Origin of the sequence: Streptomyces sp. TBY4, assembly GCF_024213195.1 — a bacterium.
In the GTDB taxonomy this organism is placed as follows: Bacteria; Actinomycetota; Actinomycetes; order Streptomycetales; family Streptomycetaceae; genus Streptomyces.
The window spans coordinates 823471-847524 of record NZ_JANAVF010000001.1; the positions used below are offsets into that span (position 1 = coordinate 823471).

Here is a 24054-nt window from a genome sequence, read left to right on the forward strand (position 1 = left end):
CCCGCGCCCGGCGGGGGCCCGCCTGCCCCGGGCCGGCCCGCCCGATCGCGTCGAGCGGGTCGACCGGACCCGCCTCGCAGCAGTCCTCGCCCGCTTCCCCGCTCCCGGACACCGCCGCGCCGGTGAAGGCCCGGCGCAGCTCCTCCACGCCCGGCGCGCCGTCCGTACGGCCGTCCGGGCTGCGGTAGATGCGGCAGCTCGATCAGCTCCACCTCGGCCGCCCGGCCGTCCAGCGCGGCGCTGATCCGCTCGTGCGGCTGCGCCGGGGGAACCGGATCACGGAGTGCGTGGACCGGCCCGAGGGCGGGACCGAGCTCCGTGCCGTCGGCGGCGGCCCCTACTACGGCCGCTTCCTCCTCGACCCGGCCCCGGGAAGCCCGCTGCCCTCCGAGGAAGCCCGCCTGGTGGCCGTCGCCCTGGCCGCGCAGGCCGGCACTGCACTGGACACGGCGGGGCTGTCCCACCAGGGCTGACCACCCGCCGACCCGCCGAGCACCCGCCGGCCACCCCTCGGGCGACCGTGTCGCGTAAGGGTGCCGTCAAGGGTTCCCGTCCGGCCGTAAGGACCCCGTCAAGGCGTCTTAACACCCGGGTGAAGACGGGGTTGTCTCGTCATCGGCCAGCTGGCCGATTCATTTCTTCCTCTTCACTCAGGAGCTCACGATGGCCGATCTGGCCTTCGTCGTCACCACGGTCGCGGTGTTCGCGCTGGTGGCTCTCATCGCCCGAGGGGTGGCCAAGCTGTGACCGTCGAAAACATCGTCGGCCTCGCCGTGGCCGTCTCCCTGCTGGGATACCTCGTCCTCGCCCTTGTGTACCCGGAGAGGTTCTAGCCACCGATGAGCCCCGTACTCGCTGGTGTGCTCCAGCTCCTCGCACTGACCGCAGCACTCGCACTGGCCTACCGCCCCCTCGGCGACTACATGGCCCGCGTCTACTCCTCCGAGAAGCACTACGCCCCGGAGAAGTGGATCTACAAGGCCATCGGCGCCAACCCGTCGGCCGAAATGCGCTGGCCCGCCTACCTCCGCGGCGTCCTCGCCTTCTCGGCGGTGAGCGTCCTCTTCCTCTACGGCCTGCAGCGCGCCCAGGGCATCCTGCCCGGCTCGCTCGGCTTCGCCGCCATCGACCCGGACCAGGCCTTCAACACGGCCGCCTCCTTCGTGGCGAACACCAACTGGCAGTCGTACTACGGCGAGCAGGCCATGGGCCACGTCGTCCAGACCGGCGGCCTCGCGGTGCAGAACTTCGTCTCCGCCGCCGTGGGCATGGCCGTGGCCGTGGCCCTCGTACGGGGCTTCGCGCGCTCCCGTACCGGTGAGCTCGGCAACTTCTGGTCGGACCTGGTGCGCGGCACCGTCCGCATCCTGCTGCCGATCGCGGTCATCGGCGCGCTCATCCTGGTCGCCTGCGGGGTCATCCAGAACTTCGCCGGGATCCACGAGGTCGGCCAGTTTTTGAATGGGCACGGCTTCGGCGGCACGCAGCAGTGGAACGGCGGGGCCGTGGCCTCGCAGGAGGTCATCAAGGAACTCGGCACGAACGGCGGCGGCTACTTCAACGCCAACTCCGCCCACCCCTTCGAGAATCCGACCCCCTTCTCGAACCTCTTCGAGATCTTCCTGATCCTCCTCATCCCCTTCGCCATGACCCGCACCTTCGGCCGCATGGTCGGAAACCTGCGCCAGGGCTACGCGATCCTCGCGACGATGGTCACCATCTGGCTCGTCTTCACCGGTCTGATGATGTGGACCGAGTTCAACCACCACGGTCCGGCGCTCGACGCGGCCGGCGGTGCGATGGAGGGCAAGGAGACCCGGTACGGCATTGCCGCGTCCTCGATCTTCTCGGTGGCGACCACGCTCACCTCCACGGGCGCGGTCAACTCCTTCCACTCCTCCTACACCGGCCTGGGCGGCGGCATCCAGCTGCTCGGCATGCAGCTCGGCGAGATCGCGCCCGGCGGCGTCGGCTCCGGGCTCTACGGCATGCTGATCATGGCGATCATCGCGGTGTTCATCGCCGGCCTCATGGTCGGCCGCACCCCCGAGTACCTCGGCAAGAAGATCGGCACCCGCCAGATCAAGTTCGCCGCCTGCTACATCCTCATCACCCCGGCCCTGGTCCTGTGCTTCACCGCGGCCGCCATGGCGCTGCCCACCCCGGGCAACTCCATGACGAACTCCGGGGCGCACGGCTTCTCCGAGATCCTGTACGCCTACACCTCGGGCGCCAACAACAACGGCTCCGCGTTCGCGGGCCTGAACGCCGACACCCAGTGGTTCAACAGCACCATCGGCATCGCCATGCTGCTGGGCCGCTTCCTGCCGATGGTGTTCGTCCTCGCGCTGGCCGGCTCCCTCGCCGAGCAGAAGCCCGTCCCCGAGACCGCGGGAACGCTCCGCACCGACAAGCCCCTCTACGCGGGCCTGCTGGTCGGCACGATCATCATCATCACCGGTCTGACCTACTTCCCGGCCCTGGCGCTGGGTCCGCTCGCCGAAGGGCTCGCCTCATGAGCACCGCCACCCCTACGAGGGCTCCGCACCAGGACGTGCCCACCGGCCACAAGCCGGACTCCGGACGCGTGGGCGGCGGCCTCTTCGACCCCAAGCAGCTGCTGAAGTCCTTCCCCGACGCCGTCCGCAAGCTCGACCCGCGCGTGATGATCAAGTCGCCGGTCATGTTCGTGGTCCTGATCGGCTCGGTCGTCACCACGGTGCTGGCGATCAAGGACCCGACCGACTGGTTCGGCTGGGCGATCACCGCCTGGCTGTGGCTGACCACCATCTTCGCCAACCTCGCCGAGGCGGTGGCGGAGGGCCGCGGCAAGGCCCAGGCCGAAACCCTGCGCAAGGCCAAGACCGACACCGTGGCCCGCCGCCTGAGCGGCTCGGTGGAAGAACAGGTCCCGGGCACGGAGCTCCGTATCGGCGACCTCGTGGTCTGCGAGGCCGGCGACATCATCCCCGGCGACGGCGACGTCGTCGAAGGCGTGGCGTCCGTGGACGAGTCCGCCATCACCGGCGAATCCGCCCCCGTCATCCGCGAGTCGGGCGGCGACCGCTCGGCCGTAACCGGTGGCACCAAGGTGCTCTCCGACCGCATCGTCATCAAGATCATGACGAAGCCCGGCGAAACCTTCATCGACCGCATGATCAACCTGGTCGAGGGCGCCGCCCGGCAGAAGACACCCAACGAGATCGCGCTGAACATCCTCCTCGCCTCGCTGACCATCGTCTTCCTGCTCGCCGTCGTCACCCTCCAGCCGTTCGCCATGTACGCGGGCGCCAAGCAGTCGATGATCGTGCTCACGGCCCTGCTGGTCTGCCTGATCCCGACCACGATCGGCGCCCTGCTCTCCGCCATCGGCATCGCCGGCATGGACCGGCTCGTGCAGCGCAACGTGCTCGCCATGTCCGGACGGGCGGTGGAGGCCGCCGGCGACGTCTCGACGCTGCTGCTCGACAAGACCGGCACGATCACCCTCGGCAACCGCCAGGCCTCCGAGTTCGTCCCCGTGACCGGCGCCAAGGCCGCCGAACTGGCCGACGCCGCACAGCTCTCCTCCCTCGCGGACGAGACCCCCGAGGGCCGCTCGATCGTGGTCCTCGCGAAGGAGAAGTACGGCCTGCGCGAACGCCACCAGGGCGAACTGGCCCACGCCGAATGGATCCCCTTCACTGCACAGACCCGTATGTCGGGCGTGGACGTGGACGGCAAGAAGACCCGTAAGGGCGCGGCCGGTTCGGTCATCACCTGGGTCAAGGAGCAGGGCGGCCTGGTCTCCGAGGACGCCGACCTCCTCGCCAACGGCATCTCCGAGGCCGGCGGTACGCCGCTGCTCGTCGCGGTGGAGGACGAGAAGGGGGCCCGGGTCCTGGGTGTCATCCACCTCAAGGACGTGGTCAAGGAGGGCATGCGCGAACGCTTCGACGAGCTGCGCCGCATGGGCATCAAGACCATCATGATCACGGGCGACAACCCGCTCACCGCCAAGGCCATCGCCGAAGAGGCGGGCGTCGACGACTTCCTCGCCGAGGCCACCCCCGAGGACAAGATGGCCCTCATCAAACGGGAACAGGCCGGCGGCAAGCTCGTCGCCATGACCGGCGACGGGACGAACGACGCACCCGCGCTGGCCCAGGCGGACGTGGGTGTCGCGATGAACACCGGCACCTCGGCCGCCAAAGAGGCCGGGAACATGGTGGACCTCGACTCCAACCCCACCAAGCTCATCGAGATCGTCGAGATCGGCAAGCAGCTCCTGATCACCCGCGGAGCCCTGACCACCTTCTCCATCGCCAACGACGTCGCGAAGTACTTCGCAATCATCCCGGCCATGTTCGCGGCGGTCTACCCGGGCCTGGACAAGCTCAACATCATGGGCCTGGCCTCTCCCGAGTCGGCGATCCTCTCCGCGGTCATCTTCAACGCGCTGATCATCATCGCGCTGGTCCCGCTCGCCCTCAAGGGCGTCCAGTACAAGCCGACCAGCGCCGACAAGATGCTCCGCCGGAACATCGGGATCTACGGACTCGGCGGCCTCATCGCCCCGTTCATCGGCATCAAGGTCATCGACATGCTCATCACCCTCATCCCCGGCCTCTCCTGATTAGGAACGTGCTGACCCCATGAACAACTCCGTAGGCAACACAGCACGGTTGATCGGGGCAGGCCTGCGGGCCCTGCTGGTCCTCACGATCGTGTGCGGCGTGATCTACCCGCTCGCCGTCACCGGCATCGCCCAGGCCGCCTTCGGCCGGAAGGCCAACGGCTCCGAGATCAAGGACGAGAGCGGCCAGGTCGTCGGCTCCTCCCTCATCGGGCAGAGCTACCACCTGCCGAAGAAGGACCCCGACGACGCCGAAGAAGCGGTCGAGCCGGACCTGAAGTGGTTCCAGCCGCGCCCCTCCAACGGCCTGGGCAGCAACAGCGTCAACACCCAATACTCGCTGATCCTCTCGGGCGCCACCAACCGCTCCGCCGACAACGGCGCGGTCAACGGCAAGTGCACCGACCAGGCCGAAGAGGGCACCCTCTGCGCCCAGGTCCTCGCCGCCAAGAAATCCGTGATCGCGGACAACTCCACGGACTCCTACGAGGTCAGGCCCGAGGACGTGCCGGCCGACGCCGTCACCTCCTCCGGCTCCGGCCTCGACCCGGACATCTCCCCCGCGTACGCCGAGCTCCAGATCCACCGCGTCGCCGAGCAGAACAAGCTCGACGTCAAGCAGGTCGAGAAGCTCGTCGCCGACCACACGACCGGCCGCACCCTCGGCTTCATGGGCGAGCCCCGCGTCAACGTCCTCGAGCTCAACATCGCTCTGAAGGCACTGTCCAAGAGCTGACGTTGCGCACTGCGAGGGTCCGGAGCCGGCGAGACACGAAGCTCCCCAGCCGCCGCTGGGAGGCGGCCCGCGTCCCGCCGGCTCCGCCCCGTACCCACCGAAAGAGGAAGGCCGCACACCGATGACCAAGGTGCTGGTGGTGGAGGACGACGCCCAGCTCGTACGTGCGCTCAGGATCAACCTCGAGGCGCGGAAGTTCGAGGTGGAGACGGCTTCCGACGGAAACACCGCCCTGAGGCTCACGGTCGTCCGCAAGCCGGACGTCATCCTGCTGGACCTCGGTCTGCCGGACATGGACGGCATCGACGTGATCAAGGACGTACGGGAGGGCAGCGGCGTGCCGATCCTCGTCCTCTCGGCCCGGCACACGTCCGAGGAGAAGATCCGCGCCCTGGACGCGGGCGCCGACGACTACGTCACCAAGCCGTTCAGCATGGACGAGCTCCTCGCCCGGCTGCGGGCCGCCGTGCGCCGCCGGGAGGTCCCGGCCCCCACCCACGAGATCTCGGTGGTCACGACGGAGGACTTCAGCGTCGACCTCGTCGCGAAGAAGGTCGTGCGGGGCGGCCGCGGCGTGCGTCTGACGCCCACCGAGTGGCACCTCCTGGAGATCCTGATCACCCACCCCGGCCGGCTGATCAGCCAGCGCAAGCTCCTGCTGGACGTCTGGGGACCGACGTACTCCGAGCACACCAACTACCTGCGGGTCTACATGGCCCAGCTGCGCCGCAAGCTGGAAGCGGACCCCTCGCACCCGAGGTACCTGATCACCGAGCCCGGCATGGGCTACCGCTTCGAGGGATGACGTAAACAATGGGACGCGGCAAGTTTCGTATCTACCTGGGCTCGGCCCCCGGCGTCGGCAAGACGTACGCGATGCTCTCGGAGGGCCACCGCCGGGTGGAGCGCGGCACCGATGTCGTCGTCGCCTTCGTGGAGCACCACAACCGCCCCCGCACCGAGGTGATGCTGCACGGGCTGGAGCAGATCTCCCGGCGCGAACTGGAGTACCGGGACACCACCTTCACCGAGATGGACGTGGACGCGATCCTCGCGCGCCGCCCCGCCGTCGCGCTCGTGGACGAGCTCGCCCACACCAACGTGCCGGGCTCGCGCAACACCAAGCGCTGGCAGGACGTGGAGGAGCTGCTCCGGGCCGGCATCGATGTCGTCTCGACCGTCAACATCCAGCACCTCGAATCCCTCGGCGACGTCGTCGAGACGATCACCGGGGTGCGGCAGCGCGAGACGGTCCCCGACGAGGTCGTACGGCGCGCCGACCAGATCGAGCTGGTCGACATGTCCCCGCAGGCCCTGCGCCGCCGCATGGCCCACGGCAACATCTACAAGCCGGACAAGGTCGACGCGGCCCTGTCCAACTACTTCCGCCCCGGGAACCTCACCGCCCTGCGCGAGCTCGCCCTGCTCTGGGTCGCCGACCGCGTCGACGAGTACCTCCAGGAGTACCGCGGCGAGCACAACATCCGCTCCACCTGGCAGGCCCGCGAACGCATCGTCGTCGGCCTCACCGGCGGACCGGAGGGCCGCACCCTCATCCGGCGCGCCGCCCGCCTCGCCGAGAAGGGATCGGGTGGTGAGGTCCTGGCCGTGTACATCGCTCGCAGCGACGGGCTGACCGCCGCCTCCCCCAAGGAACTCGCCGTCCAGCGCACCCTGGTCGAGGATCTCGGCGGCACCTTCCACCACGTCATAGGGGACAACGTCCCCGACGCCCTGCTGGAGTTCGCCCGCGGGTGCAACGCCACGCAGATCGTCCTCGGCGTCAGCCGCCGGCGTTCCTGGCAGTCGGTGCTCCGGCCCGGCGTGAGCGCCACCGTCGCCCGGGAATCCGGTCCGGACCTCGACGTCCACATCGTCACCCACGACGAGATGGCCAAGGGCCGGATCCTGCCCGTCGCGCGCGGCGCGCGGCTCGGCAGGCTGCGGGTCGTCTGGGGCTGGCTCGTCGGTGTCGTCGGCCCGGCGCTGCTCACGGTCCTGCTCAACCAGGTCGTGCCCGGCCTCGGGCTCGCCAACGACATGCTGCTGTTCCTCACCTTCACGGTGGCGGCCGCCATGCTCGGCGGGCTCCTGCCCGCCCTGGCCTCGGCGGCCTTCGGCTCCCTGCTGCTGAACTACTGGTTCACCCCGCCGCTCCACGAGTTCACGATCTCCGACCCCAAGAACATCCTCGCCATAGCGATCTTCGTGGGCGTCGCGGTGTCGGTGGCCTCCGTCGTCGACCTGGCCGCCCGGCGCACCCACCAGGCCGCCCGGCTCCGCGCCGAGTCCGAGATCCTCTCCTTCCTCGCCGGCAGCATCCTGCGCGGTGAAACCGCCCTGGACGCCCTGCTGGAGCGGGTCCGCGAGACCTTCGCCATGGAATCGGTCGCCCTCCTGGAACGCGGCAGCGAAGTCGACCCGTGGACCTGCGCGGGCAGCACCGGCCGGAATCCGGTGACCCGCCCCGAGGACGCCGCCGTCGACATGCCCATCGGCGAGAACATGGCGCTGGCCCTGACCGGCCGGGTCCTGCCGGCCGAGGACCGGCGCGTCCTCGGGGCCTTCGCCGCCCAGGCAGCCGTCGTACTCGACCGCCAGCGCCTCGTCGACGAGGCCGAGGAGGCCCGCCGCCTCATCGAAGGCAACCAGATCCGCACCGCGCTCCTCGCCGCAGTCAGCCACGACCTGCGCACCCCGCTCGCCGGCATCAAGGTCTCGGTCACTTCCCTCCGATCCACCGACGTCGACTGGTCCGAGGAGGACCGGGCCGACCTCCTGGAAGGCATCGAGGACGGCGCCGACCGCCTCGACCACCTGATCGGGAACCTGCTCGACATGTCCCGCCTGCAGACCGGGACCGTCGTCCCGCTCATCCGCGAGACCGACCTCGACGAGGTGGTCCCGATGGCCCTGGCCGGGGTACCCGACGACAGCGCGGTCCTCGACATCCCCGAGACGCTGCCCATGGTCGCCGTCGACCGCGGCCTCCTCGAACGGGCCGTGGCCAACATCGTCGAGAACGCCGTCAAGTACAGCCCCGCCGGTCAGAGCGTCCTCGTCTCCGCCAGCTCCCTGGCCGAGCGGCTCGAACTGCGCGTCGTGGACCGCGGCCCGGGCGTCCCCGACGAGGCCAAGGACCGCATATTCGAACCCTTCCAGCGGTACGGGGACGCCCCCGCCGGTGCCGGAGTGGGCCTGGGCCTGGCGGTCGCCCGAGGTTTCCTGGAGGCCATGGACGGCACCCTGACCGCCGAGGACACCCCCGGCGGCGGCCTGACGATGGTCCTCACCCTCCCCCTGGCCGGCAGCGCCCGCCCGACGACCGCCGAACTCCCGGCCGACTCCATGACCTGACCCCAGATCAGCCGAACGCCGGAATGACCCCGGAGCCGTACGCATCGGGGACCATCGAGGAGTGTCCGCCGTAGCGGGAGACATCTCCTTCGTGCGGCTCCCACGGTCTTGGGAGAGGCTCAGCTGACCGCCGCGCTGCGGTCCTTGAGGGTCAGGGACAGTCCGTGGCGGTTATTGGACTGGTCAGCCGACGAGCCCTCGACGCAGCGGACGGACAGGTCGCGCGCACCGCGCAACCCTGCGGCGCGCAGCCGGTGCATGCCGTCAACAACGCGGCCGAACGCGGGGGCGCTCGCCAAGGGGTCGGCCGTGGCCTGACCACTCAGCTCCCGGCAGTGGCACGCCACCCCATCCATACCTGATCCGGCCACCAGCGACTCCTTCCGCGGCCTGCCCGCGGTCCTGCTGCGCAGACGCCCTGGAATCCTCCGGCCGCCCGACCTTCAGAGCCGCCTCACGCTTCCGCATCGGCCCCGGGCGCCCCACTCCATCCATCCGCCCAGCCACGAAGCTCTGCCCTGGTCAAACTCGGCCGCCTGGATCCGTCCACCCATGGCGAACCTTCTCATTCCGTTTCAGCGCTCGACATGAGCCACGGCTTGATCATTTTCTGGATTCCCAGCCTGGATTGAACAGCCGATTCAAGACAGATAAGACAGTTTCCAGACATCCCTTCCTGACGCAATCCCGCTCCCCTCGCAGAGTTTGATGGACTAAGTTGGGGGCGTTCCCGCGCAGAACGGGCGCCAACGACCAGTGCCTTTGCTGATCCGGGCCCGAGATATCGGCACAATTCCAGACGCCCCGACCCCTTGCGTGCCCGGCTGCGCTACAGCCTCTGCGTCCGCTTCCAGTGGCGAGTGCGTAGCGACTTATCGCGTCCACTTCTCGTCGCATCCGGGTGTCAGCTGCGTCGGCCAGAAGATCTGAGGATTGCCAAGTCAGGCGAGCTCCGCCTGCTGGAACTCTCCAATCAACTCTCAAGAAAGGGACTTCGTGGCTGACGAGAAGGTGCTGCACGCCCAAAGGTTCATCAACACAACTTACGACAACGGCGCAACGCTCGGCATATCAAAGCTCGCCGAGAACGGAAAGACCAGCTGGACCGTAATGCAGCCCTCACTCGGGCGTTGCAGTACGAGACGGGAATCCGCTCACTGTCGGACTCCTTCGGTCAACTTCTGTCGCATCATTCAATCTGCCCTCCACAGCATCAAGCAGGGCGTCGCCGACCGCATGAGCGCTGCGCACAAGGCCGAGGAGCACGGATTCCAGCCCGGTTCGCGGACCTACTTCGCGGTGGACTACGACGCCGTCAACGATGAGGTCACCGCGCATACCCTGCCCTACTTCCGGAGCGTCAAGAATCAGATGCAGCGGATGGGGAACCCGTACCAGACTGGCACTGACGGTCCGCGCAACGTGCGCTCCCGCGTCGCCAAGGAGGGCTACGTCGAACCGGCCTTCATCGACGCGCAGTTGCGCATCCCGCTGTACGACATCTTCGAGAATTGCAACCGCATCATCCGAGGGGCCTGACTGGTGGCAATCGCATCCGACCCATACCAGGGACACGGCTTCCCCGCCCTGTTCACGATCGCGTTCGTCGGGGCTGCGCTCCTGGTCAGTCTGCTCGTCTACCTCGGCTCACGCCTGTCCCGGAAGCATGTGCGGGGCGGCACCCCGGCCACTGCGTGCCGGGACCTGTCCCTGACGGCCGCGGCCGGCGCGCTCGCCATGTATCTCTGGGGCTGCCTCCACCTCCTGTTCGTCGAGCGCCAGGAGCGCGGGGTGGAGTGCGCCAAGGTGCAGGGCGTGGCAGAGGGGCCGGGAGCGGAAGCCATCACCGGTGACTTCATCCCTCTGCAACTGGTCTGCCACATGCCCGGCGGCCGCACTCACACCGTGCTCGTACCCGACTACATCAACCCCTCGGTGGCCGTACTGCTGGCACTCGCCCTGACGGCGGCCGTCACGTCCGTCGCCCTCGGCCGCAAGCAGAACACGGCACAACGGAAGGAAGGCTGACCCGTTGATTCGAGGTCGAGACTCTCGGGCTGCGCGGGGAGCCGAACCCGATAGCCGGCTGGCTCCACCCGTCAGAGGTGCGCGACAGTCACCTCCGGAATCCAACCGGGCATCGGGCGCACTGCAGTGGTGATCCGGCCGGGCTCCTATCCGCCCGGTGTGGGCGGGGGGACGGCACCGATCGGCGCCCTCACGAAGGCCTGTTCCACCTCCCGGCGTCACCGTGCCGCGCAGTACCGGTGAGCCTCCACAAGCCCCCCGCGGGACGTCGGCGCAGGGCCGGCTTCCTGGTCGGCCCTGCGCCACCAGCGAGAGTCAGCTGAACGACGGGATGATGTCGGAGCCGTACGCGTCGATGGTCGCCTCGCGGGCGTCGTGCATGTCGTACAGGGCGAACTGGTCCACGCCGAGGTCGCGCAGGGCGCGCAGCTTCTCGATGTGGGCCTCGGCGGGGCCCAGGAGGCAGAAGCGGTCGACGATCTCGTCGGGGACGAAGTCGGTGGAGGGGTTCCCTGCGCGGCCGTGGTGGCTGTAGTCGTAGCCGTGGCGGGACTTGATGTACTCGGTCAGTTCCTCGGGGACCATCGAGGAGTGTTCGCCGTAGCGGGAGACGAGGTCGGCGACGTGGTTGCCGACCATGCCGCCGAACCAGCGGCACTGGTCGCGGGCGTGGGCCAGGGCCCGCGCGGAGTCGTCGGCCGTGACGTACGCCGGGGCCGCCACGCAGATGGTGATCGTGGACGGGTCCCGGCCGGCCGCGGCGGCGGCCTCGCGGACCGCCTTGATCATCCATTCCGTGAGGTAGAGGTCGGCGAGCTGGAGGATGAAGCCGTCGGCCTTCTGGCCGGCGAGCGCGAGGGCCTTGGGCCCGTACGCGGCCATCCAGACGGGCAGCTTCCCGTCCGTGATCCACGGGATGCGGATCGGATTGCCGTCCACGACCGCCTCGCGGCCCTCCGCCAGGTCACGGATGACCTCGATGGCCTCGCCGAGGCGGGCCAGGGTGTTGGGGGCGCGCCCGGCGACCCGCATCGCCGAGTCGCCGCGGCCGATCCCGCAGACGGTGCGGTTCCCGTACATGTCGTTGAGGGTGGCGAAGGTGGAGGCGGTCACTTCCCAGGTGCGGGTGCCCGGGTTGGTGACCATCGGTCCGACGTGCATGCGCTGGGTGTTGGCCAGGATCTGGCTGTAGATGACGAACGGCTCCTGCCACAGGACCGCCGAGTCGAAGGTCCAGCCGTAGCGGAAGCCGTTGCGCTCCGCGCGCTTCATGAGGCTGACCACCTGCGAGGCGGGCGGGTCGGTCTGCAGGACGAGGCCGAAGTCCATGCGTCGCTCCTTGCTGGGGAGTACGGGTGCCGGGGCGTGCGGGCCCCGGCAGCCCCTAGAGGTATTGGCAGGTGGAGCGGTGGATGAAGGCCCCGTGGCCGGCGCGGCCGGTGAACTCGCGCCGGTCGATGACGAGTTCGCCCCGGGACAGGACCGTGTCGACGCGTCCGGTGATCCGCTTGCCCTCGTACGCCGAGTAGTCCACGTTCATGTGGTGCGTCTCGGCGGAGATGACCTGCTCGGCGTGCGGATCGTAGAGGACGATGTCGGCGTCGGAGCCCGGCGCGATGGTGCCCTTCTGCGGGTAGAGGCCGAACATCCGGGCCGGGGTCGCGCACGCGATCTCGATCCAGCGCCGGCGGCCGATGTGCCCGTCCAGGACGGCCTGGTGGAGGAGGTCCATGCGGTTCTCCACCCCCGGCAGCCCGTTCGGGATCTTCGAGAAGTCGCCCCGGCCCAGCTCCTTCTGGCCCCGGAAGCAGAAGGGGCAGTGGTCGGTGGAGACCACCTGGAGGTCGTTCGTGCGCAGCCCCCGCCACAGCGCCGCCTGGTGCTCGCGCGGCCGGAGCGGGGTGGAGCAGACGTACTTGGCGCCCTGGAAGTCGGGCTCCGCCAGGTTGTCGGTGGACAGGAAGAGGTACTGCGGGCACGTCTCGCCGAACACCGGCAGACCCTTGTCCCGGGCCGCCGCCAGCTCGGCGACCGCCTCCTCCGCCGAGACGTGGACCACGTAGAGAGGCGAACCGGCCACCCGCGCCAGCTGGATGGCGCGGTGCGTGGCCTCCGCCTCCAGCAGCACCTTGCGGACCTCGCCGTGGTGGCGGGGGTCCGTCTCCCCGCGGGCCAGGGCCTGTTCGACGAGCACGTCGATCGCGATGCCGTTCTCGGCGTGCATCATGATCAGCCCGCTGTTGCCGGAGGCCCGCTGCATCGCGCGCAGGATCTGGCCGTCGTCGCTGTAGAAGACCCCGGGGTACGCCATGAACAGCTTGAAGGAGGTGACCCCCTCCCCCACCAGGTGGTCCATCTCCTTCAGGGTCCGCTCGTTGACGTCCGAGAGGATCATGTGGAAGGCGTAGTCGACGGCGCACTTGCCGTCGGCCTTGGCGTACCAGGTGTCGAGGCCCTCGCGCAGGGCGTGCCCCGGTGTCTGGACGGCGAAGTCCACGATGGTGGTGGTGCCGCCCCAGGCGGCGGCCCGGGTGCCGGTCTCGAAGGTGTCGGAGGCCGCCGTGCCGCCGAACGGCAGCTCCATGTGGGTGTGGGCATCGACTCCGCCGGGGATGACGTACTTCCCGCTCGCGTCGATCGTCCGGTCGGCCGTCCAGGTCGCGGCGGCCGCCGTGCCGTGCGCCGCGAGGGCGGCGACCCGGCCGTCCTCGATCAGCACGTCGGCGTGGAGCTCGTCGGACGCGGTGATGACGAGCCCGCCGCGGATCAGGGTGCGGATGCTGCTCATGTACGTCTCCCCCGGTGCTAGTTGAGGGTGCGGAGGGCCTCGGCGAGGATTTCTGCGCCCTCTTCCGCCTCGGCGACGGTGAGGGAGAGCGGCGGCGCGATGCGCAGCACGCTGGTGTTGTGGCCGCCGCCCTTGCCGAGCAGCAGGCCGCCGGCCCGGGCGGCCTCCAGTACGGCGGCGGCCGCGTCCGGGTCGGCCCGGTCGGTGCCCGGCTCCGTCAGCTCCAGGCCGGCCATCAGGCCCCGGCCGCGTACCTCCCGTACGGCGGGCACGGTCGCGGCGATGGCCCGCAGCCGCTCGAGCAGCAGGCCGCCGACGCGGCGGGCGTTGCCCTGGAGGTCGTGTTCGAGGAGGTAGGAGAGGTTGGCCACGCCGGCCGCCATGGTGACCGGTGAACCGCCGAAGGTGGAGATGGAGTTGGAGTCGAGGCAGTTCATCACCTCGGCGCGGGCCACGACTCCGCCGATGGACATGCCGTTGCCGATGCCCTTGGCGAAGGTGATGATGTCCGGCGGGCCGTTCTGGGCGTGGGCCTGCCAGCCCCAGAAGTGCTCGCCGGTACGGCCCCAGCCGGTCTGCACCTCGTCGCTGATCCAGAGGATGCCGTGCCGGTCGAGGACCTCGCGGAAGGACCCGTAGAGCCCGTCGGGCGGTGAGGTGAACCCGCCGACGCCCTGCACCGGTTCGGCGATGAGCGCGGCGACCCCGCCGCGCGCCTGGCCGAGCACGTCCTCCAGGTCGGCGACGGCAGCGGCGGTGAAGGCGGTGTCGTCGAGGTGGGCGAAGGGGCCGCGGGTGCGGACCGCGCCGTGCACGTAGTACGTCTGGAGCGGCGAGAGGCTGGTCGGGGACCAGCCGCGGTTGCCGGTGATCGAGACGGTGGAGAAGGACCGGCCGTGGTAGCTGTTGCGCATCGCCAGGATCTGGTTGGAGCGGCGGTACGTCGTCGCGAGCAGCAGGGCGGTGTCGTTGGCCTCGGTGCCGGAGGTGGTGAAGAAGACCCGGGCGTCGGGGATGCCGGACAACGCCGAGACGCGCTCGGCCAGTTCGATCATCGGGCGGTTGAGGTAGAGGGTGGAGGAGTGGATGATCCGCCCGGCCTGTTCGGAGACGGCCTTGGTGACCTCGGGCAGGGCGTGGGCGGTCATCGTGGTGAGGATGCCGCCGAAGAAGTCGAGGTAGCGGTTGCCGTCCGCGTCCCAGACGTGGCGGCCCTCGCCGTGGGTGAGTTCGAGGGGGCGGTCGTAGTAGAGCGCGAGCCAGTCGGGCAGGACGGAGCGGTGCCGGCTGTGCAGGGGGATCGGGTTGGTCACGGCTGTACGAGTCCTCCGTAGGCGTCGGGGCGGCGGTCGCGGTAGAAGGCCCACTGGTCGCGGACCTCCTTGATGAGGTCGAAGTCGAGGTCGCGGACGAGGAGTTCCTCCTCCTTGTCGCTGGCGACCTCCCCGACGAACTGGCCGCGCGGGTCGACGAAGTAGCTGGTGCCGTAGAAGTCGTTGTCGCCGTACTCCTCCTGGCCGACGCGGTTGATGGCGGCGACGAAGTACTCGTTGGCGACGGCGGAGGCGGGCTGCTCCAGCTGCCACAGGTAGCCGGAGAGGCCCCGGGAGGTGGCGGAGGGGTTGTAGACCAACTGGGCGCCGTTCAGCCCGAGTTCGCGCCAGCCCTCCGGAAAGTGGCGGTCGTAGCAGATGTAGACGCCGACCTTGCCGACCGCGGTGTCGAAGACGGGGAAGCCGAGGTTGCCCGGGCGGAAGTAGTACTTCTCCCAGAAGCCCCTGACCTGGGGGATGTGGTGCTTGCGGTACTTGCCGAGGTAGCTTCCGTCGGCGTCGATGACCGCGGCGGTGTTGTAGTAGAACCCCTCGGACTCCAGCTCGAAGACAGGCACGACGATCACCATGCCGGTCTCGCGGGCGAGGGCCTGCATCCGCCGGACGGTGGGGCCGTCGGGGACGGCCTCGGCCCAGCGGTAGTGCTCGGGCTCCTGGACCTGGCAGAAGTAGGGGGCGTTGAAGACTTCCTGGAAGCCGATGATCTTCGCGCCCTGGGCGGCGGCCCGGCGGGCGTGCTCCTCGTGTTTGGCGATCATCGACTCGGTGTCTCCGGTCCAGGTGGCCTGGACGAGTGCGGCGCGGACGACTTGGGCCATGAGCTGCTCCTCGCGACGGGGTACGCCGGCTTCTACGCACGTAGAGGGTGTACGACGGCTGCGCGTAGGGAGTTGAAGGTAGGCCTCGGTCAGGCCGGGGGCAAGACCGCGTTGCGCGGTTGGAGTAGTCGATCTCCAAACGCAGGAGTTACGTCGGCACGCAGTCGTTTCCGATCATCCGACGGGCAGATTCGCGACTCGAAGGGCATGCAACAGGTCGCGGTGATGGGCCCCCGAGAGGGCTTCGGCGGCGCGCAGCAGCCGGGGCGCGAACCACCGGGGGTCCCGGCGGGCGAGCCGGGCCGACTCCTCGGCGGTGCGGACCCGGACGAAGGCGGCGAGCAGGGCGTCGGCCTGCGGAGTGTGGCCGGCGTCCGCGAGGACGAGGACGGCCTCGGCGATCTCTGCGGCCGGCCGGGCCACGCCCTGGCGCAGCAGGGCTTCGCGGTCGGCCGGCCCGAGCGCGGCGGCGGCCGCGGCGAACCGGGCGGGCGGCAGCGAGGCCGCCTCCCAGAGCAGGGTCGCCCAGTCCGCGGCCAGCCCGGCGCGCGCCAGCTCCTCCCCCAGCCGCACCAACTGCCCGGCGGGCCCGGCGGCGGCCTCGCAGAGCAACGCGTGCGCCTCCCCACTCCGCCCCTGCCCCCGCAGCCCCACCAGCCCCTCCACAAACCCGAGGACATCCCCCACCCCCCGCTCCGCACCACCCGACGCCTCTTGGCCGGGGGCCGGAGCGATCCACGGAGCGGGCGCGCCCTGCGGAGCCTCGGCGGACGCGGGGCCGCCGTGCACGCCGGTGCCGGGGGCCGGAGCGTGCCACTGGGCGGACGCGCCTCCCTGGGAACCCGCGGCGGAGGCGGGGTCGCCGGGCACACCGTGTGCACCGGGGCCGGAGGCCGCAGCGAGCCACTCGGCGGACACGCCGCCCTGCACCCCCGCGGCGGAGGCGGAGCCGCCGAACTCCCCCTGAGCACCGGGGCCGGAGGCCGCAGCGTGCCACTCGGTGGACGCGCCTCCCTGCGCACCCGCGGCGGGGTTGCCCCACGTGCCGGGCGGGCCGGTGTCGGGGGTCGGGGCGGAGGCCCCGTCCGGCCAGGGGGCGGGCTCGCCCTGCGGGTGGGGCCGGGGCCCCGGGGCGGCGGCGCTGCCGGGTCCGGGGGTGTGCTCCGTACTCCAGGCCGGGACGCCGGGGCGTGTCGCTGCGACGGGGGCGGGGCCTCCCGCCGCAGCGCCCTGCTCCGGCCCCGGATCCCCCGCCGGGGCGGGCCCGGCGGCCGGTCGGGCGGGCCGCCCGAAGCGGGCGCCGCGCAGGGGCGTGGCGGACGAAGGATCCTCCGGGGGCAGGGCGACGGCTCGGGCTCCGGCTGCCTCCACCCCCGCCCCCGCGTACCGGGCCCCGCCGCCGCGCCGCGCACCGCGCAGCCACCGCCCCTCGGCCCGCCCGACCGGCCGCCCGGCCCCTTCCGGCGCCGTGTCCGATCCCCGGCCCGATTCCCTGTCTGCTGCCATGTCCGACATCGCGCCCGGAGCCGCGCCCTGCGCCTCCGCGGGCGCCCCGGCCCAGGACTCTGCCCGCGCGCCGCCCCACACCCCCGCGGCCCCCGCCGGCGCCTCCGCCCGCGCCCCGGCTCGGGATCCCGTCCGCGCGACGGGCCGCATTCCTTCGCGCGGCCCCGGCCACACCGCCGCAGCCTCCACCCCGCCACTCGCTCCCGCCGATCCCCCGGCAGGCTCCGCACCCCGCGCCCCGCCCCGTACCCCCGGCCAAGCCGCCGCAGGCGTCCCGCGCTGTGCCGGTACCGCGTGCAGGGGGTCCGGCCGGGACGGGGGTCCGGGGCGGTCGCCGTCCGGGGTCACCGCCTCCAGGCGGGCCGCGAGGTCCTCGTGGCGGGCCGTCGCGCGGGCGGCGTCGTCGCGGGTCCAGGAGAGTTCCCGGGACAGGGCCTCCGCCTCCGCCGGGTCCACCGCTTCCGCGAGCCGCGCGGTCAGCAGGCGCTGGGCCGTCCGGGCCCGGGCCCGCTGCTCCGCGGCCGACGCGAGCAGCGTGCGCAGTTCCTCCTCCCCGCCCGGCAGCCGGTCCCAGATCCCGACCGCGGCGGCCCGCAGTCCGGCCGCGTACCGCGTCTCGCGTTCGAGCGCCGCCGCGCCCGTCGTGGCCGCCAAGTCGGCGAGCAGTGACTCCAGTACGTCCCACGGCGGCATCGCCGCCCCGTCCAGGCAGGCCCGCATTCCCTCCGGGTCCCGCCGCAGGAACTCCCCGTACCAACCCGCCCCGGAATCCAGTCGCTGCGTCAACCCCCGCATGTATCCGGAGAGTTGGCCGATCACCTGCGAAGTCGCGGTCTCCATCCCTGCATTGGATCCCACCCGTGTTACGGGCGGACTACAGGAGTCTCAAAGGTTGACGGCGGGCGGGGCAAGCCTGACTGCGATCGCGGTGTGAGGCCGCCCGCGCCGGACCACCGCGGCCGGCACGTCCAGCAGCCAGAACTGCCAGGTGTACTTGCGCAGCATCAGCTTCCGCACCCGCTTCAGCCCCGCCGCGTCCAGCAGCCGCGCCTCGCCCTCGGCGACCGCGGCCCCTTCGGCCACCCGCCCGCGCACGTCGCAGGCCACGACCGTGGCCCGCCCGTTGTTGCGGATCCGCTTCACCTTCCAGGCGTCGTCGCGCGTCCAGACGTACAGCTCGTCGCCGTCCGCCACCGCCCACACCGGCGTGGCCACCGGCGTGCCGTCCTTGCGGAAGGTGGTGAGACTGACGTACTTCGCCCTGCCCAGCTCCTCGATCGTCATGCGCCAGACCCTACGCGGCCCGCTCAGCGGGAGGTGACGGCCCGCTCCAGCAGGGCCCGCAGTACGTCCTGCTCCTCCGGGGCGAGCCCGGACACCGGCGAGTCCACGGCGAGCAGGCCGAGGAGCCGGGCACGCAGGGCGGCCCCCTCGGGGGTGAGGACGAGCTGCCGGGCACGGCGGTCGGTGGGGTGCGGGTGCCGCTCGATCAGGAGCTGCTTCTCCAGCTTGTCGACGACGAAGGTGGCGTTGGAGGGCTCGCAGCTCATGCGTTCGGCGAGCTCCCTCATGGTCATCGGACCGCTCATCTCCCGCAGCGCGGTCGCCTGGGAGGCGGTGAGGCCCAGGGTGGCGGCCCGCTCCCGTACGTGTTCGGCGATCCGGTGGGCCAGCCCGTCCACCAGCCCGCACAGCTGCCGTTCGGCGATGGCCTGGCGCTCGGGGGGTGTCGTCATGGCGCCAGTTTAGCAAGTCCCTCAAGCCAGAATAATTACAGCTTGAATGATTCAAACTTGATGCTTATGGTTGGCGCACCGCCCCGGCAGACCGGCCGGCGGCAGCCTGATGGCACTTCACCAAGGAGCCCCCATGCCCGAATTGACGACGACTGCGGCGCACGAAGGACGGCTGAACCGCCCCGCGGGAATCCGCTCCCTGTGGCTGGGCGACACGAAGGTCTCGTACGTGCCGGACGGCGACGTACGGCTCCGGCCCCGGCCGCTGCTCCCGGACACCACCGACGAGGTGTGGGCCGCCCACCCGGAGTACCTGGACGGCACGGGCCACCTCGTGGCGAGCGTCGGCGGTCTGCTGGTCGAGCACGGCGGCCGGGCGCTGCTGATCGACGCGGGCTTCGGCCCGCAGACGTTCCGGACTCCGGACGGACCCCTCGGCGTGATCCACGGAGGCGCGCTCCCCGGCAGCCTGGCCGGACTCGGCCTCGCCCCGGAGGACATCGAGGCGGTGGCCTTCACCCACCTCCACTCCGACCACATCGGCTGGGCCGTCCACCCCGTCCCGGGCGAGGACCGGCCCCTCTTCCCCCGCGCCGAGTACCTGATCGCCGCGCCCGAATGGGACCGGCTCGACCTCCTCGCCGCCGAGGGCACGACCGAGCGGGTCGCCGCCCTCGCACCGCGCGTGCGCACCTTCGACGACGGCCAGGAGATCTTCCCCGGGGTCCGCGTACGGATCACCCCCGGCCACACCGTCGGCCACGCCGAGTACGTGATCACCGGCGGCGGCCGGCGCCTGATCGCCTTCGGCGACGCCGTCCATTCGCCGATCCAGATCGACCACCCCGAGTGGTCCGCGGCCTTCGACCACGACCTCGCCCGGACGGCCGAGCACCGCCGCCGCCTGGTCGCCGAGCTGGCGGAGCCGGACACCATCGGCTTCGGCGTCCACTTCGCGGACGTGGTGTTCGGACGGGTCCGGCAGGACGGGACCGGCCCGGCCTGGCAGCCCGTGGACGCCTGAGAACGGCCGGGCCCGAGCACCTCAGACGACCGGCGCCGCCTCCCCGTGCGTCAGGGTCTCCCACGCCACGAACAGGTCGTCCGTCCCGGCCGGCCGGGTCTTCTCGACCAGCTCGCGGGTGTACGGGAGTTCCGCGCCCGTCCGCACCGCGTAGTGCTGGAGCGCGACCTCCAGGTCGGGTCCCATCGTGCGCTCCAGCTTGCCGCCGCACAGCCAGCCGGGGGCCTCTTCCCCCAGCTGGTACTTCGCGTGGAACTCCAGCGCCGCCCGGAGCCGCTCGCCCTGCTCCCGGTAGAGGTCGACGCCCTGGTGCCAGGCCGTCTCCGCGATGTGCGCGGAGGCCGCGAGCGCGTAGCCGACGTGCATCAGGTTGCGGCAGGTCTCCTGGGCCATGCCGTCGGCGTACGCCCCCTGGCCGAACCAGTACGCCGCCACCTTCTCCGGCGAGTCGATGCCGATGCGCGGCGGGGCCAGCGGGTGCGCGCCGTCCCGCCGGAGGTAGAAGTAGGCCGGGACGCGCTCCCGGAACCGCTCCAGGGACTCCCGGAAGACGTCCTGGTCCTCCAGGAGGACGGAGATGCTCAAGGCGGCGTCGGTCATGGCCAGTTCCCAGTTGCCGTTGTACGCCGGCACCTGCGTGCGGACGGCCGGGAGGTAGGCGGTGCGCAGCATCTCCTTGAAGCGGGCGACCCGCTCGTCCCCCCAGTGCGGGTAGCCGGCGTGGACGATCTCGGCGGCGCGGGCCCAGGTGGAGCCGGACCAGGCGGCCTGGAGGCCCGCGTTGTCCTCGGTGTGACGCTTCATCGCGGCCGACCAGCCGTCCATGATCTGCACGGCCTTGCGGGCATGGGAGGCCTTGCCGTTCACCGACCACAGCAGGGCGTGGGTGTACGCGGCTGGAGCCCGGTGTGGCTGACGACGACTCCCGGGTGGCGGAAGACCACCTGGCCCGGGTCCCTGCCGTGGGCCCGGCCCTCGGGGGCGGCGCATGCCGCGAGCAGCAGGCCGCCCGCGAGGAGGGCGCCCACGAGTCCGAGGCCGAGTCGCTTGGATGTGGATGCGTTCATGTCTGACACGCCTTCACGCTTGCCCCGCGTCCCGGTCCTCCCACCGCCGATTGGGCCGTTCGGCCCGCCGGGCCCGCCCTAAGGGCACGCCGGAGGGCGGGCCCGTCGGCCGAACGGCCGCGACCCGCCCGCTCCCCCGGACCTCACACGGAGACGAGGGCGCAGCGCCGCATCACTTCGTCCAGGGAGAGGCCCAGGGCCTCCGCCAGGGCGGCGACGGTGAAGAAGGCCGGGGTCGGGGCCCGGCCGGTCTCGATCTTGCGGAGGGTTTCGGCGGAGAGCCCGGCGCTGGCCGCGACCTCGACCATGCTGCGGCCACCGCGGGCCGTGCGCAACAGGGCGCCGAGCCGCTCGCCGCGCTCGCGCTCTTCGGGGGTGAGGGGGGTACGGACCATGCCCTCATCCTACCCCGCAGCCCAATAAGTATCCCGTTACAGTTATACCGGTATAGTTATTGGCATGGTGGAACTGAAGACAGACCGATCGATCGACCGGATGCGCGCCGCGGGCCGCGTCGTCGCGCACGCCCTCGCCGCCGTCCGGGACCGGGCCGCCGTCGGGGTGTCCCTGCTGGAGCTCGACCTGGCCGCGCGCGAGGTGCTCCGCGAGGCCGGCGCGAGCTCGCCCTTCCTCGGCTACCGGCCGCGGTTCGCCCCGGTGCCCTTCCCCGCCGTCATCTGCGCCTCCGTCAACGACGCGATCGTGCACGGCATCCCCGACGGCTACCGGCTGCGCGACGGCGACCTGGTCAGCATCGACTGCGGCGCGAAACTGGACGGCTGGGTCGGCGACGCGGCCGTCAGCTTCACCGTGGGCCGGGCCCGCCCCGAGGACCTGCGGCTGATCCGGACCGCCGAGGCCGCCCTCGCGGCGGGCATCGCCGCCGCGCGGCCCGGCAACCGCGTCGGCGACATCGCCCACGCCATCGGCACCGTCTGCCGCGCCGCCGGGTACGGCATCCCCGACGGCTTCGGCGGCCACGGCGTCGGGCGCTCCATGCACGAGGAGCCGGGCGTGCCCAACGAGGGCCCGGCCGGCCAGGGTACGAAGCTGCGCGCCGGCATGGTGATCGCGATCGAGCCGATGCTCGTCGCGGGCGGCACCGACGACTACGCCTGCGACGCGGACGGCTGGACCCTGCGGACCGTCGACGGCAGCCGCGCCGCGCACGCCGAGCACACGGTCGCGATCACCGCCGCCGGTCCGAGGATCCTCACCGCCCTGTAGGGCGTGCTACCTCCGCTGCGGGTGCACCACCATCGCCGAGCCGCCGCCCCGCCGCGTCGTCTCGGCCGCGGCCAGCCAGCGCCCGTCGGGCAGCCGCTGGACCCCGGTGGCCGCGCCGATCTCCGGGTTCTGCCGGAAGCCCTGGCCGAGGGCCTCCAGCTCGGCCCGGACCGGGCTGTTCCACAGGCCCGGCTCCAGCTCGGTGGTGGTCTGGTTGCGCTGGCTGGCCCGCGGCGCCGCGATGGCCTCGACCAGCGGGAGCCCGCGGTCCAGGTGCCCGGTCAGGGTCTGCAGCACAGTGGTGATGATGGTCGCCCCGCCCGGGGAGCCCAGCGCCAGCACCGGGCGTCCGTCCTCCAGCACGATGGTCGGGGACATCGACGAGCGCGGCCGCTTGCCGGGACCCGGCAGGTTGGGGTCGGGGACCCCGGCCGCGGCCGGGGCGAAGGAGAAGTCGGTCAGCTCGTTGTTGAGCAGGAAGCCGCGCCCCGGGACGGTGATGGCGCTGCCGCCGGTGGACTCGATGGTCAGCGTGTAGGAGACCACGTTGCCCCAGCGGTCGGCGACGGTCAGGTGCGTGGTGTTCTCCCCCTCGTAGGTGGTCGGGGCGGCCTGCCCCGAGCCGCCGCAGGCGACCGGGTTGCGGGGGTCCCCGGGGGCCAGCGGGCTGGTCAGCGCCTTGGCCGGGTCGATGAGGCAGCCGCGCGAGTCCGCGTACCGCTGCGAGAGCAGCTCCTTCGTGGGGACGTCCTCGGCGGCCGGGTCGCCGACCCAGCGGCCCCGGTCGGCGAAGGAGATCCGGGAGGACTCGATGAACCGGTGCAGGTACTGGGCCTCGGTGAGGGCGCCGAGGTCGGTGCGCTCCAGGATGTTCAGCGCCTCGCCGACGGTGGTGCCGCCGGAGGAGGACGGGGCCATGCTGTACACGTCCAGGCCGCGGTAGCGGACCCGGGTCGGGTCCTGGCGCTTGGTCTCGTACTCGCGCAGGTCCGCGGTGGTCAGATCGCCGGGGCGGACCACGCGGGTGGCGGCCGGGTCCACCGGAGGCGTGCGCACGGTGCGGACGATGTCCTCGGCCAGCCGGCCCCGGTAGAGCGCGCCGGCGCCCTTGCGGCCGAGCTCGGCGTACGTGGCGGCCAGGTCGGGGTTCTTGAAGGTGGAGCCGACCACCGGGAGGTCACCGCCGGGCAGGAAGAGTTCCCGCGTGTCGGGGAAGTCCCTGAACCGGGCCTCGTTGGAAGCGGTCTGGGCCCGGAAGGTGCTGTCCACCGTGAAGCCCTCGCGGGCCAGTTTCTCGGCGGGCTTGATGAGCTGGCCCAGCGAGCGGGTGCCCCAGGCCTCCAACGCGCTCTGCCAGGTCGCCGGGGTGCCGGGCACTCCGACGCCCAGGCCGCTGGTCTGGCCCTCGGCGAAGGGGATCGGCCGGCCGTTCTCCTGGAACAGCCCAGCGGTGGCCGAAGCCGGGGCGGTCTCGCGGCCGTCGATGGTGCGCACCCGGCCGGACCGGGCGTCGTAGTACACGAAGTACCCGCCCCCGCCGATGCCGGCGGAGTACGGCTCGGTGACCCCGAGTGCGGCCGCCGTCGCGACGGCGGCGTCCACCGCGTTGCCGCCGGAGCGCAGCACGGCGATGCCGACCGCACTGGCGTCGGCGTCGACGCTGGCGACGGCGCCGCCGTAGCCGGTGGCGACCGGGACCTTCGGCGGGGCGTCGCCCTGCGACCTCGGGGCATCGGCCCCGGTCGAGACGAGCGCCCCGGCGAGCGCGACGAGCGCTAACTGACGTGCGGCGGGACCACGCATTCGGTTCCTCCAGTC

Annotated in this window: 23 protein-coding genes; 11 read left to right on the forward strand and 12 right to left on the reverse strand. The window is 71.5% G+C overall.

Annotated features, from left to right (window positions below):
* The first annotated feature begins 188 nt into the window (after window positions 1-188).
* The 7 genes from NLX94_RS03835 to NLX94_RS03865 all read left to right on the forward strand — a co-directional run bounded on the left by NLX94_RS03835 (window position 189) and on the right by NLX94_RS03865 (window position 8708).
* Complete coding sequence (locus tag NLX94_RS03835) at window positions 189-473, forward strand: hypothetical protein (RefSeq protein ID WP_254381105.1); 285 nt, start codon at window positions 189-191, stop codon at window positions 471-473.
* A gap of 270 nt (window positions 474-743) precedes the next feature.
* Window positions 744-833 carry a K(+)-transporting ATPase subunit F gene (gene kdpF, locus NLX94_RS39260; RefSeq protein ID WP_037807443.1) on the forward strand — a complete coding sequence of 30 codons (90 nt, stop codon included), beginning with the start codon at window positions 744-746 and terminating at the stop codon, window positions 831-833.
* Window positions 834-839: 6 nt separating this feature from the next.
* Window positions 840-2519 carry a potassium-transporting ATPase subunit KdpA gene (gene kdpA, locus NLX94_RS03845; RefSeq protein WP_254381106.1) on the forward strand — a complete coding sequence of 560 codons (1680 nt, stop codon included), beginning with the start codon at window positions 840-842 and terminating at the stop codon, window positions 2517-2519.
* Entirely contained in the window at window positions 2516-4615 is a 2100-nt protein-coding gene (gene kdpB, locus NLX94_RS03850) for a potassium-transporting ATPase subunit KdpB (protein ID WP_254381107.1), read from the forward strand. Before kdpA ends, kdpB begins: the two co-directional genes overlap by 4 nt.
* A gap of 19 nt (window positions 4616-4634) precedes the next feature.
* Complete coding sequence (locus NLX94_RS03855; RefSeq protein WP_254381108.1) at window positions 4635-5351, forward strand: potassium-transporting ATPase subunit C; 717 nt, start codon at window positions 4635-4637, stop codon at window positions 5349-5351.
* Between the two features lie 121 nt (window positions 5352-5472).
* Window positions 5473-6156 carry a response regulator gene (locus NLX94_RS03860; RefSeq protein ID WP_254381109.1) on the forward strand — a complete coding sequence of 228 codons (684 nt, stop codon included), beginning with the start codon at window positions 5473-5475 and terminating at the stop codon, window positions 6154-6156.
* An 8-nt stretch (window positions 6157-6164) separates the two neighbouring features.
* Entirely contained in the window at window positions 6165-8708 is a 2544-nt protein-coding gene (locus NLX94_RS03865; RefSeq protein WP_254381110.1) for a sensor histidine kinase KdpD, read from the forward strand.
* 119 nt (window positions 8709-8827) lie between these two features.
* Here the strand turns inward: NLX94_RS03865 and NLX94_RS03870 are convergent, their stop codons facing one another.
* Window positions 8828-9079 carry a hypothetical protein gene (locus tag NLX94_RS03870; protein WP_254381111.1) on the reverse strand — a complete coding sequence of 84 codons (252 nt, stop codon included), beginning with the start codon at window positions 9077-9079 and terminating at the stop codon, window positions 8828-8830.
* An 865-nt stretch (window positions 9080-9944) separates the two neighbouring features.
* Between NLX94_RS03870 and NLX94_RS39570 the strand changes: the two genes are divergently transcribed.
* Together NLX94_RS39570 and NLX94_RS03880 are read left to right on the forward strand one after the other, a co-directional pair.
* Complete coding sequence (locus tag NLX94_RS39570; RefSeq protein WP_374683892.1) at window positions 9945-10247, forward strand: glycoside hydrolase domain-containing protein; 303 nt, start codon at window positions 9945-9947, stop codon at window positions 10245-10247.
* A gap of 3 nt (window positions 10248-10250) precedes the next feature.
* Entirely contained in the window at window positions 10251-10736 is a 486-nt protein-coding gene (locus NLX94_RS03880; RefSeq protein ID WP_254381113.1) for a hypothetical protein, read from the forward strand.
* A 315-nt stretch (window positions 10737-11051) separates the two neighbouring features.
* On the opposite strand, the gene NLX94_RS03885 is transcribed toward NLX94_RS03880, so the two are convergent.
* The 7 genes from NLX94_RS03885 to NLX94_RS03915 form a co-directional block, all read right to left on the reverse strand.
* A complete protein-coding gene (locus tag NLX94_RS03885) occupies window positions 11052-12065 on the reverse strand; it encodes a TIGR03842 family LLM class F420-dependent oxidoreductase (protein WP_254381114.1) in 1014 nt (337 codons plus the stop codon).
* 55 nt (window positions 12066-12120) lie between these two features.
* Window positions 12121-13524, reverse strand: a complete 1404-nt coding sequence (gene hydA, locus NLX94_RS03890; protein WP_254381115.1) for a dihydropyrimidinase — start codon at window positions 13522-13524, stop codon at window positions 12121-12123.
* Window positions 13525-13541: 17 nt separating this feature from the next.
* Window positions 13542-14837, reverse strand: coding sequence for an aspartate aminotransferase family protein (locus NLX94_RS03895; RefSeq protein ID WP_254381116.1), 1296 nt, complete (start codon window positions 14835-14837; stop codon window positions 13542-13544).
* Window positions 14834-15676, reverse strand: a complete 843-nt coding sequence (locus NLX94_RS03900; protein ID WP_254381117.1) for a nitrilase-related carbon-nitrogen hydrolase — start codon at window positions 15674-15676, stop codon at window positions 14834-14836. The genes NLX94_RS03895 and NLX94_RS03900 overlap by 4 nt, the downstream gene beginning before the upstream one ends.
* A 174-nt stretch (window positions 15677-15850) precedes the next feature.
* On the reverse strand, window positions 15851-18022 hold the full coding sequence (locus NLX94_RS03905) for a hypothetical protein (protein ID WP_254381118.1): 2172 nt from the start codon (window positions 18020-18022) through the stop codon (window positions 15851-15853).
* A gap of 45 nt (window positions 18023-18067) precedes the next feature.
* Entirely contained in the window at window positions 18068-18466 is a 399-nt protein-coding gene (locus NLX94_RS03910) for a PPOX class F420-dependent oxidoreductase (protein WP_254381119.1), read from the reverse strand.
* A 23-nt stretch (window positions 18467-18489) separates the two neighbouring features.
* On the reverse strand, window positions 18490-18918 hold the full coding sequence (locus tag NLX94_RS03915) for a MarR family winged helix-turn-helix transcriptional regulator (RefSeq protein WP_254381120.1): 429 nt from the start codon (window positions 18916-18918) through the stop codon (window positions 18490-18492).
* 133 nt (window positions 18919-19051) lie between these two features.
* Between NLX94_RS03915 and NLX94_RS03920 the strand changes: the two genes are divergently transcribed.
* On the forward strand, window positions 19052-19942 hold the full coding sequence (locus NLX94_RS03920) for an MBL fold metallo-hydrolase (protein WP_254381121.1): 891 nt from the start codon (window positions 19052-19054) through the stop codon (window positions 19940-19942).
* 21 nt (window positions 19943-19963) lie between these two features.
* Here NLX94_RS03920 and NLX94_RS03925 read toward each other — a convergent pair whose 3' ends face one another.
* The 3 genes from NLX94_RS03925 to NLX94_RS03935 form a co-directional block, all read right to left on the reverse strand.
* Window positions 19964-20809, reverse strand: a complete 846-nt coding sequence (locus NLX94_RS03925; RefSeq protein ID WP_254381122.1) for an alginate lyase family protein — start codon at window positions 20807-20809, stop codon at window positions 19964-19966.
* Window positions 20806-21009, reverse strand: a complete 204-nt coding sequence (locus NLX94_RS03930) for a hypothetical protein (RefSeq protein ID WP_254381123.1) — start codon at window positions 21007-21009, stop codon at window positions 20806-20808. Before NLX94_RS03930 ends, NLX94_RS03925 begins: the two co-directional genes overlap by 4 nt.
* Window positions 21010-21152: 143 nt before the next feature.
* On the reverse strand, window positions 21153-21404 hold the full coding sequence (locus tag NLX94_RS03935; protein WP_254381124.1) for a helix-turn-helix domain-containing protein: 252 nt from the start codon (window positions 21402-21404) through the stop codon (window positions 21153-21155).
* Window positions 21405-21468: 64 nt separating this feature from the next.
* On the opposite strand from NLX94_RS03935, the gene map reads away from it, so the two are divergent.
* Window positions 21469-22236: a type I methionyl aminopeptidase gene (gene map, locus NLX94_RS03940; protein ID WP_254381125.1), complete on the forward strand. Its 768-nt coding sequence runs from the start codon at window positions 21469-21471 to the stop codon at window positions 22234-22236.
* 6 nt (window positions 22237-22242) lie between these two features.
* Here the strand turns inward: map and ggt are convergent, their stop codons facing one another.
* Window positions 22243-24039: a gamma-glutamyltransferase gene (gene ggt, locus NLX94_RS03945; protein WP_254381126.1), complete on the reverse strand. Its 1797-nt coding sequence runs from the start codon at window positions 24037-24039 to the stop codon at window positions 22243-22245.
* Window positions 24040-24054 lie beyond the last annotated feature (15 nt).

Excerpts from the sequence above, each read along its gene's own strand:
- NLX94_RS03835 (WP_254381105.1), top strand. The coding sequence starts at position 189 with ATGCGGCAGCTCGATCAGCTCCACCTCGGCCGCCCGGCCGTCCAGCGC.
- kdpA (WP_254381106.1), top strand. The coding sequence starts at position 840 with ATGAGCCCCGTACTCGCTGGTGTGCTCCAGCTCCTCGCACTGACCGCA.
- kdpB (WP_254381107.1), top strand. The coding sequence starts at position 2,516 with ATGAGCACCGCCACCCCTACGAGGGCTCCGCACCAGGACGTGCCCACC.
- NLX94_RS03855 (WP_254381108.1), top strand. The coding sequence starts at position 4,635 with ATGAACAACTCCGTAGGCAACACAGCACGGTTGATCGGGGCAGGCCTG.
- NLX94_RS03860 (WP_254381109.1), top strand. The coding sequence starts at position 5,473 with ATGACCAAGGTGCTGGTGGTGGAGGACGACGCCCAGCTCGTACGTGCG.
- NLX94_RS03865 (WP_254381110.1), top strand. The coding sequence starts at position 6,165 with ATGGGACGCGGCAAGTTTCGTATCTACCTGGGCTCGGCCCCCGGCGTC.
- NLX94_RS39570 (WP_374683892.1), top strand. The coding sequence starts at position 9,945 with ATGAGCGCTGCGCACAAGGCCGAGGAGCACGGATTCCAGCCCGGTTCG.
- NLX94_RS03885 (WP_254381114.1), bottom strand. The coding sequence starts at position 12,065 with ATGGACTTCGGCCTCGTCCTGCAGACCGACCCGCCCGCCTCGCAGGTG.
- hydA (WP_254381115.1), bottom strand. The coding sequence starts at position 13,524 with ATGAGCAGCATCCGCACCCTGATCCGCGGCGGGCTCGTCATCACCGCG.
- NLX94_RS03900 (WP_254381117.1), bottom strand. The coding sequence starts at position 15,676 with ATGGCCCAAGTCGTCCGCGCCGCACTCGTCCAGGCCACCTGGACCGGA.
- NLX94_RS03905 (WP_254381118.1), bottom strand. The coding sequence starts at position 18,022 with ATGGAGACCGCGACTTCGCAGGTGATCGGCCAACTCTCCGGATACATG.
- NLX94_RS03910 (WP_254381119.1), bottom strand. The coding sequence starts at position 18,466 with ATGACGATCGAGGAGCTGGGCAGGGCGAAGTACGTCAGTCTCACCACC.
- NLX94_RS03915 (WP_254381120.1), bottom strand. The coding sequence starts at position 18,918 with ATGACGACACCCCCCGAGCGCCAGGCCATCGCCGAACGGCAGCTGTGC.
- NLX94_RS03920 (WP_254381121.1), top strand. The coding sequence starts at position 19,052 with ATGCCCGAATTGACGACGACTGCGGCGCACGAAGGACGGCTGAACCGC.
- NLX94_RS03930 (WP_254381123.1), bottom strand. The coding sequence starts at position 21,009 with ATGAACGCATCCACATCCAAGCGACTCGGCCTCGGACTCGTGGGCGCC.
- NLX94_RS03935 (WP_254381124.1), bottom strand. The coding sequence starts at position 21,404 with ATGGTCCGTACCCCCCTCACCCCCGAAGAGCGCGAGCGCGGCGAGCGG.
- map (WP_254381125.1), top strand. The coding sequence starts at position 21,469 with ATGGTGGAACTGAAGACAGACCGATCGATCGACCGGATGCGCGCCGCG.
- ggt (WP_254381126.1), bottom strand. The coding sequence starts at position 24,039 with ATGCGTGGTCCCGCCGCACGTCAGTTAGCGCTCGTCGCGCTCGCCGGG.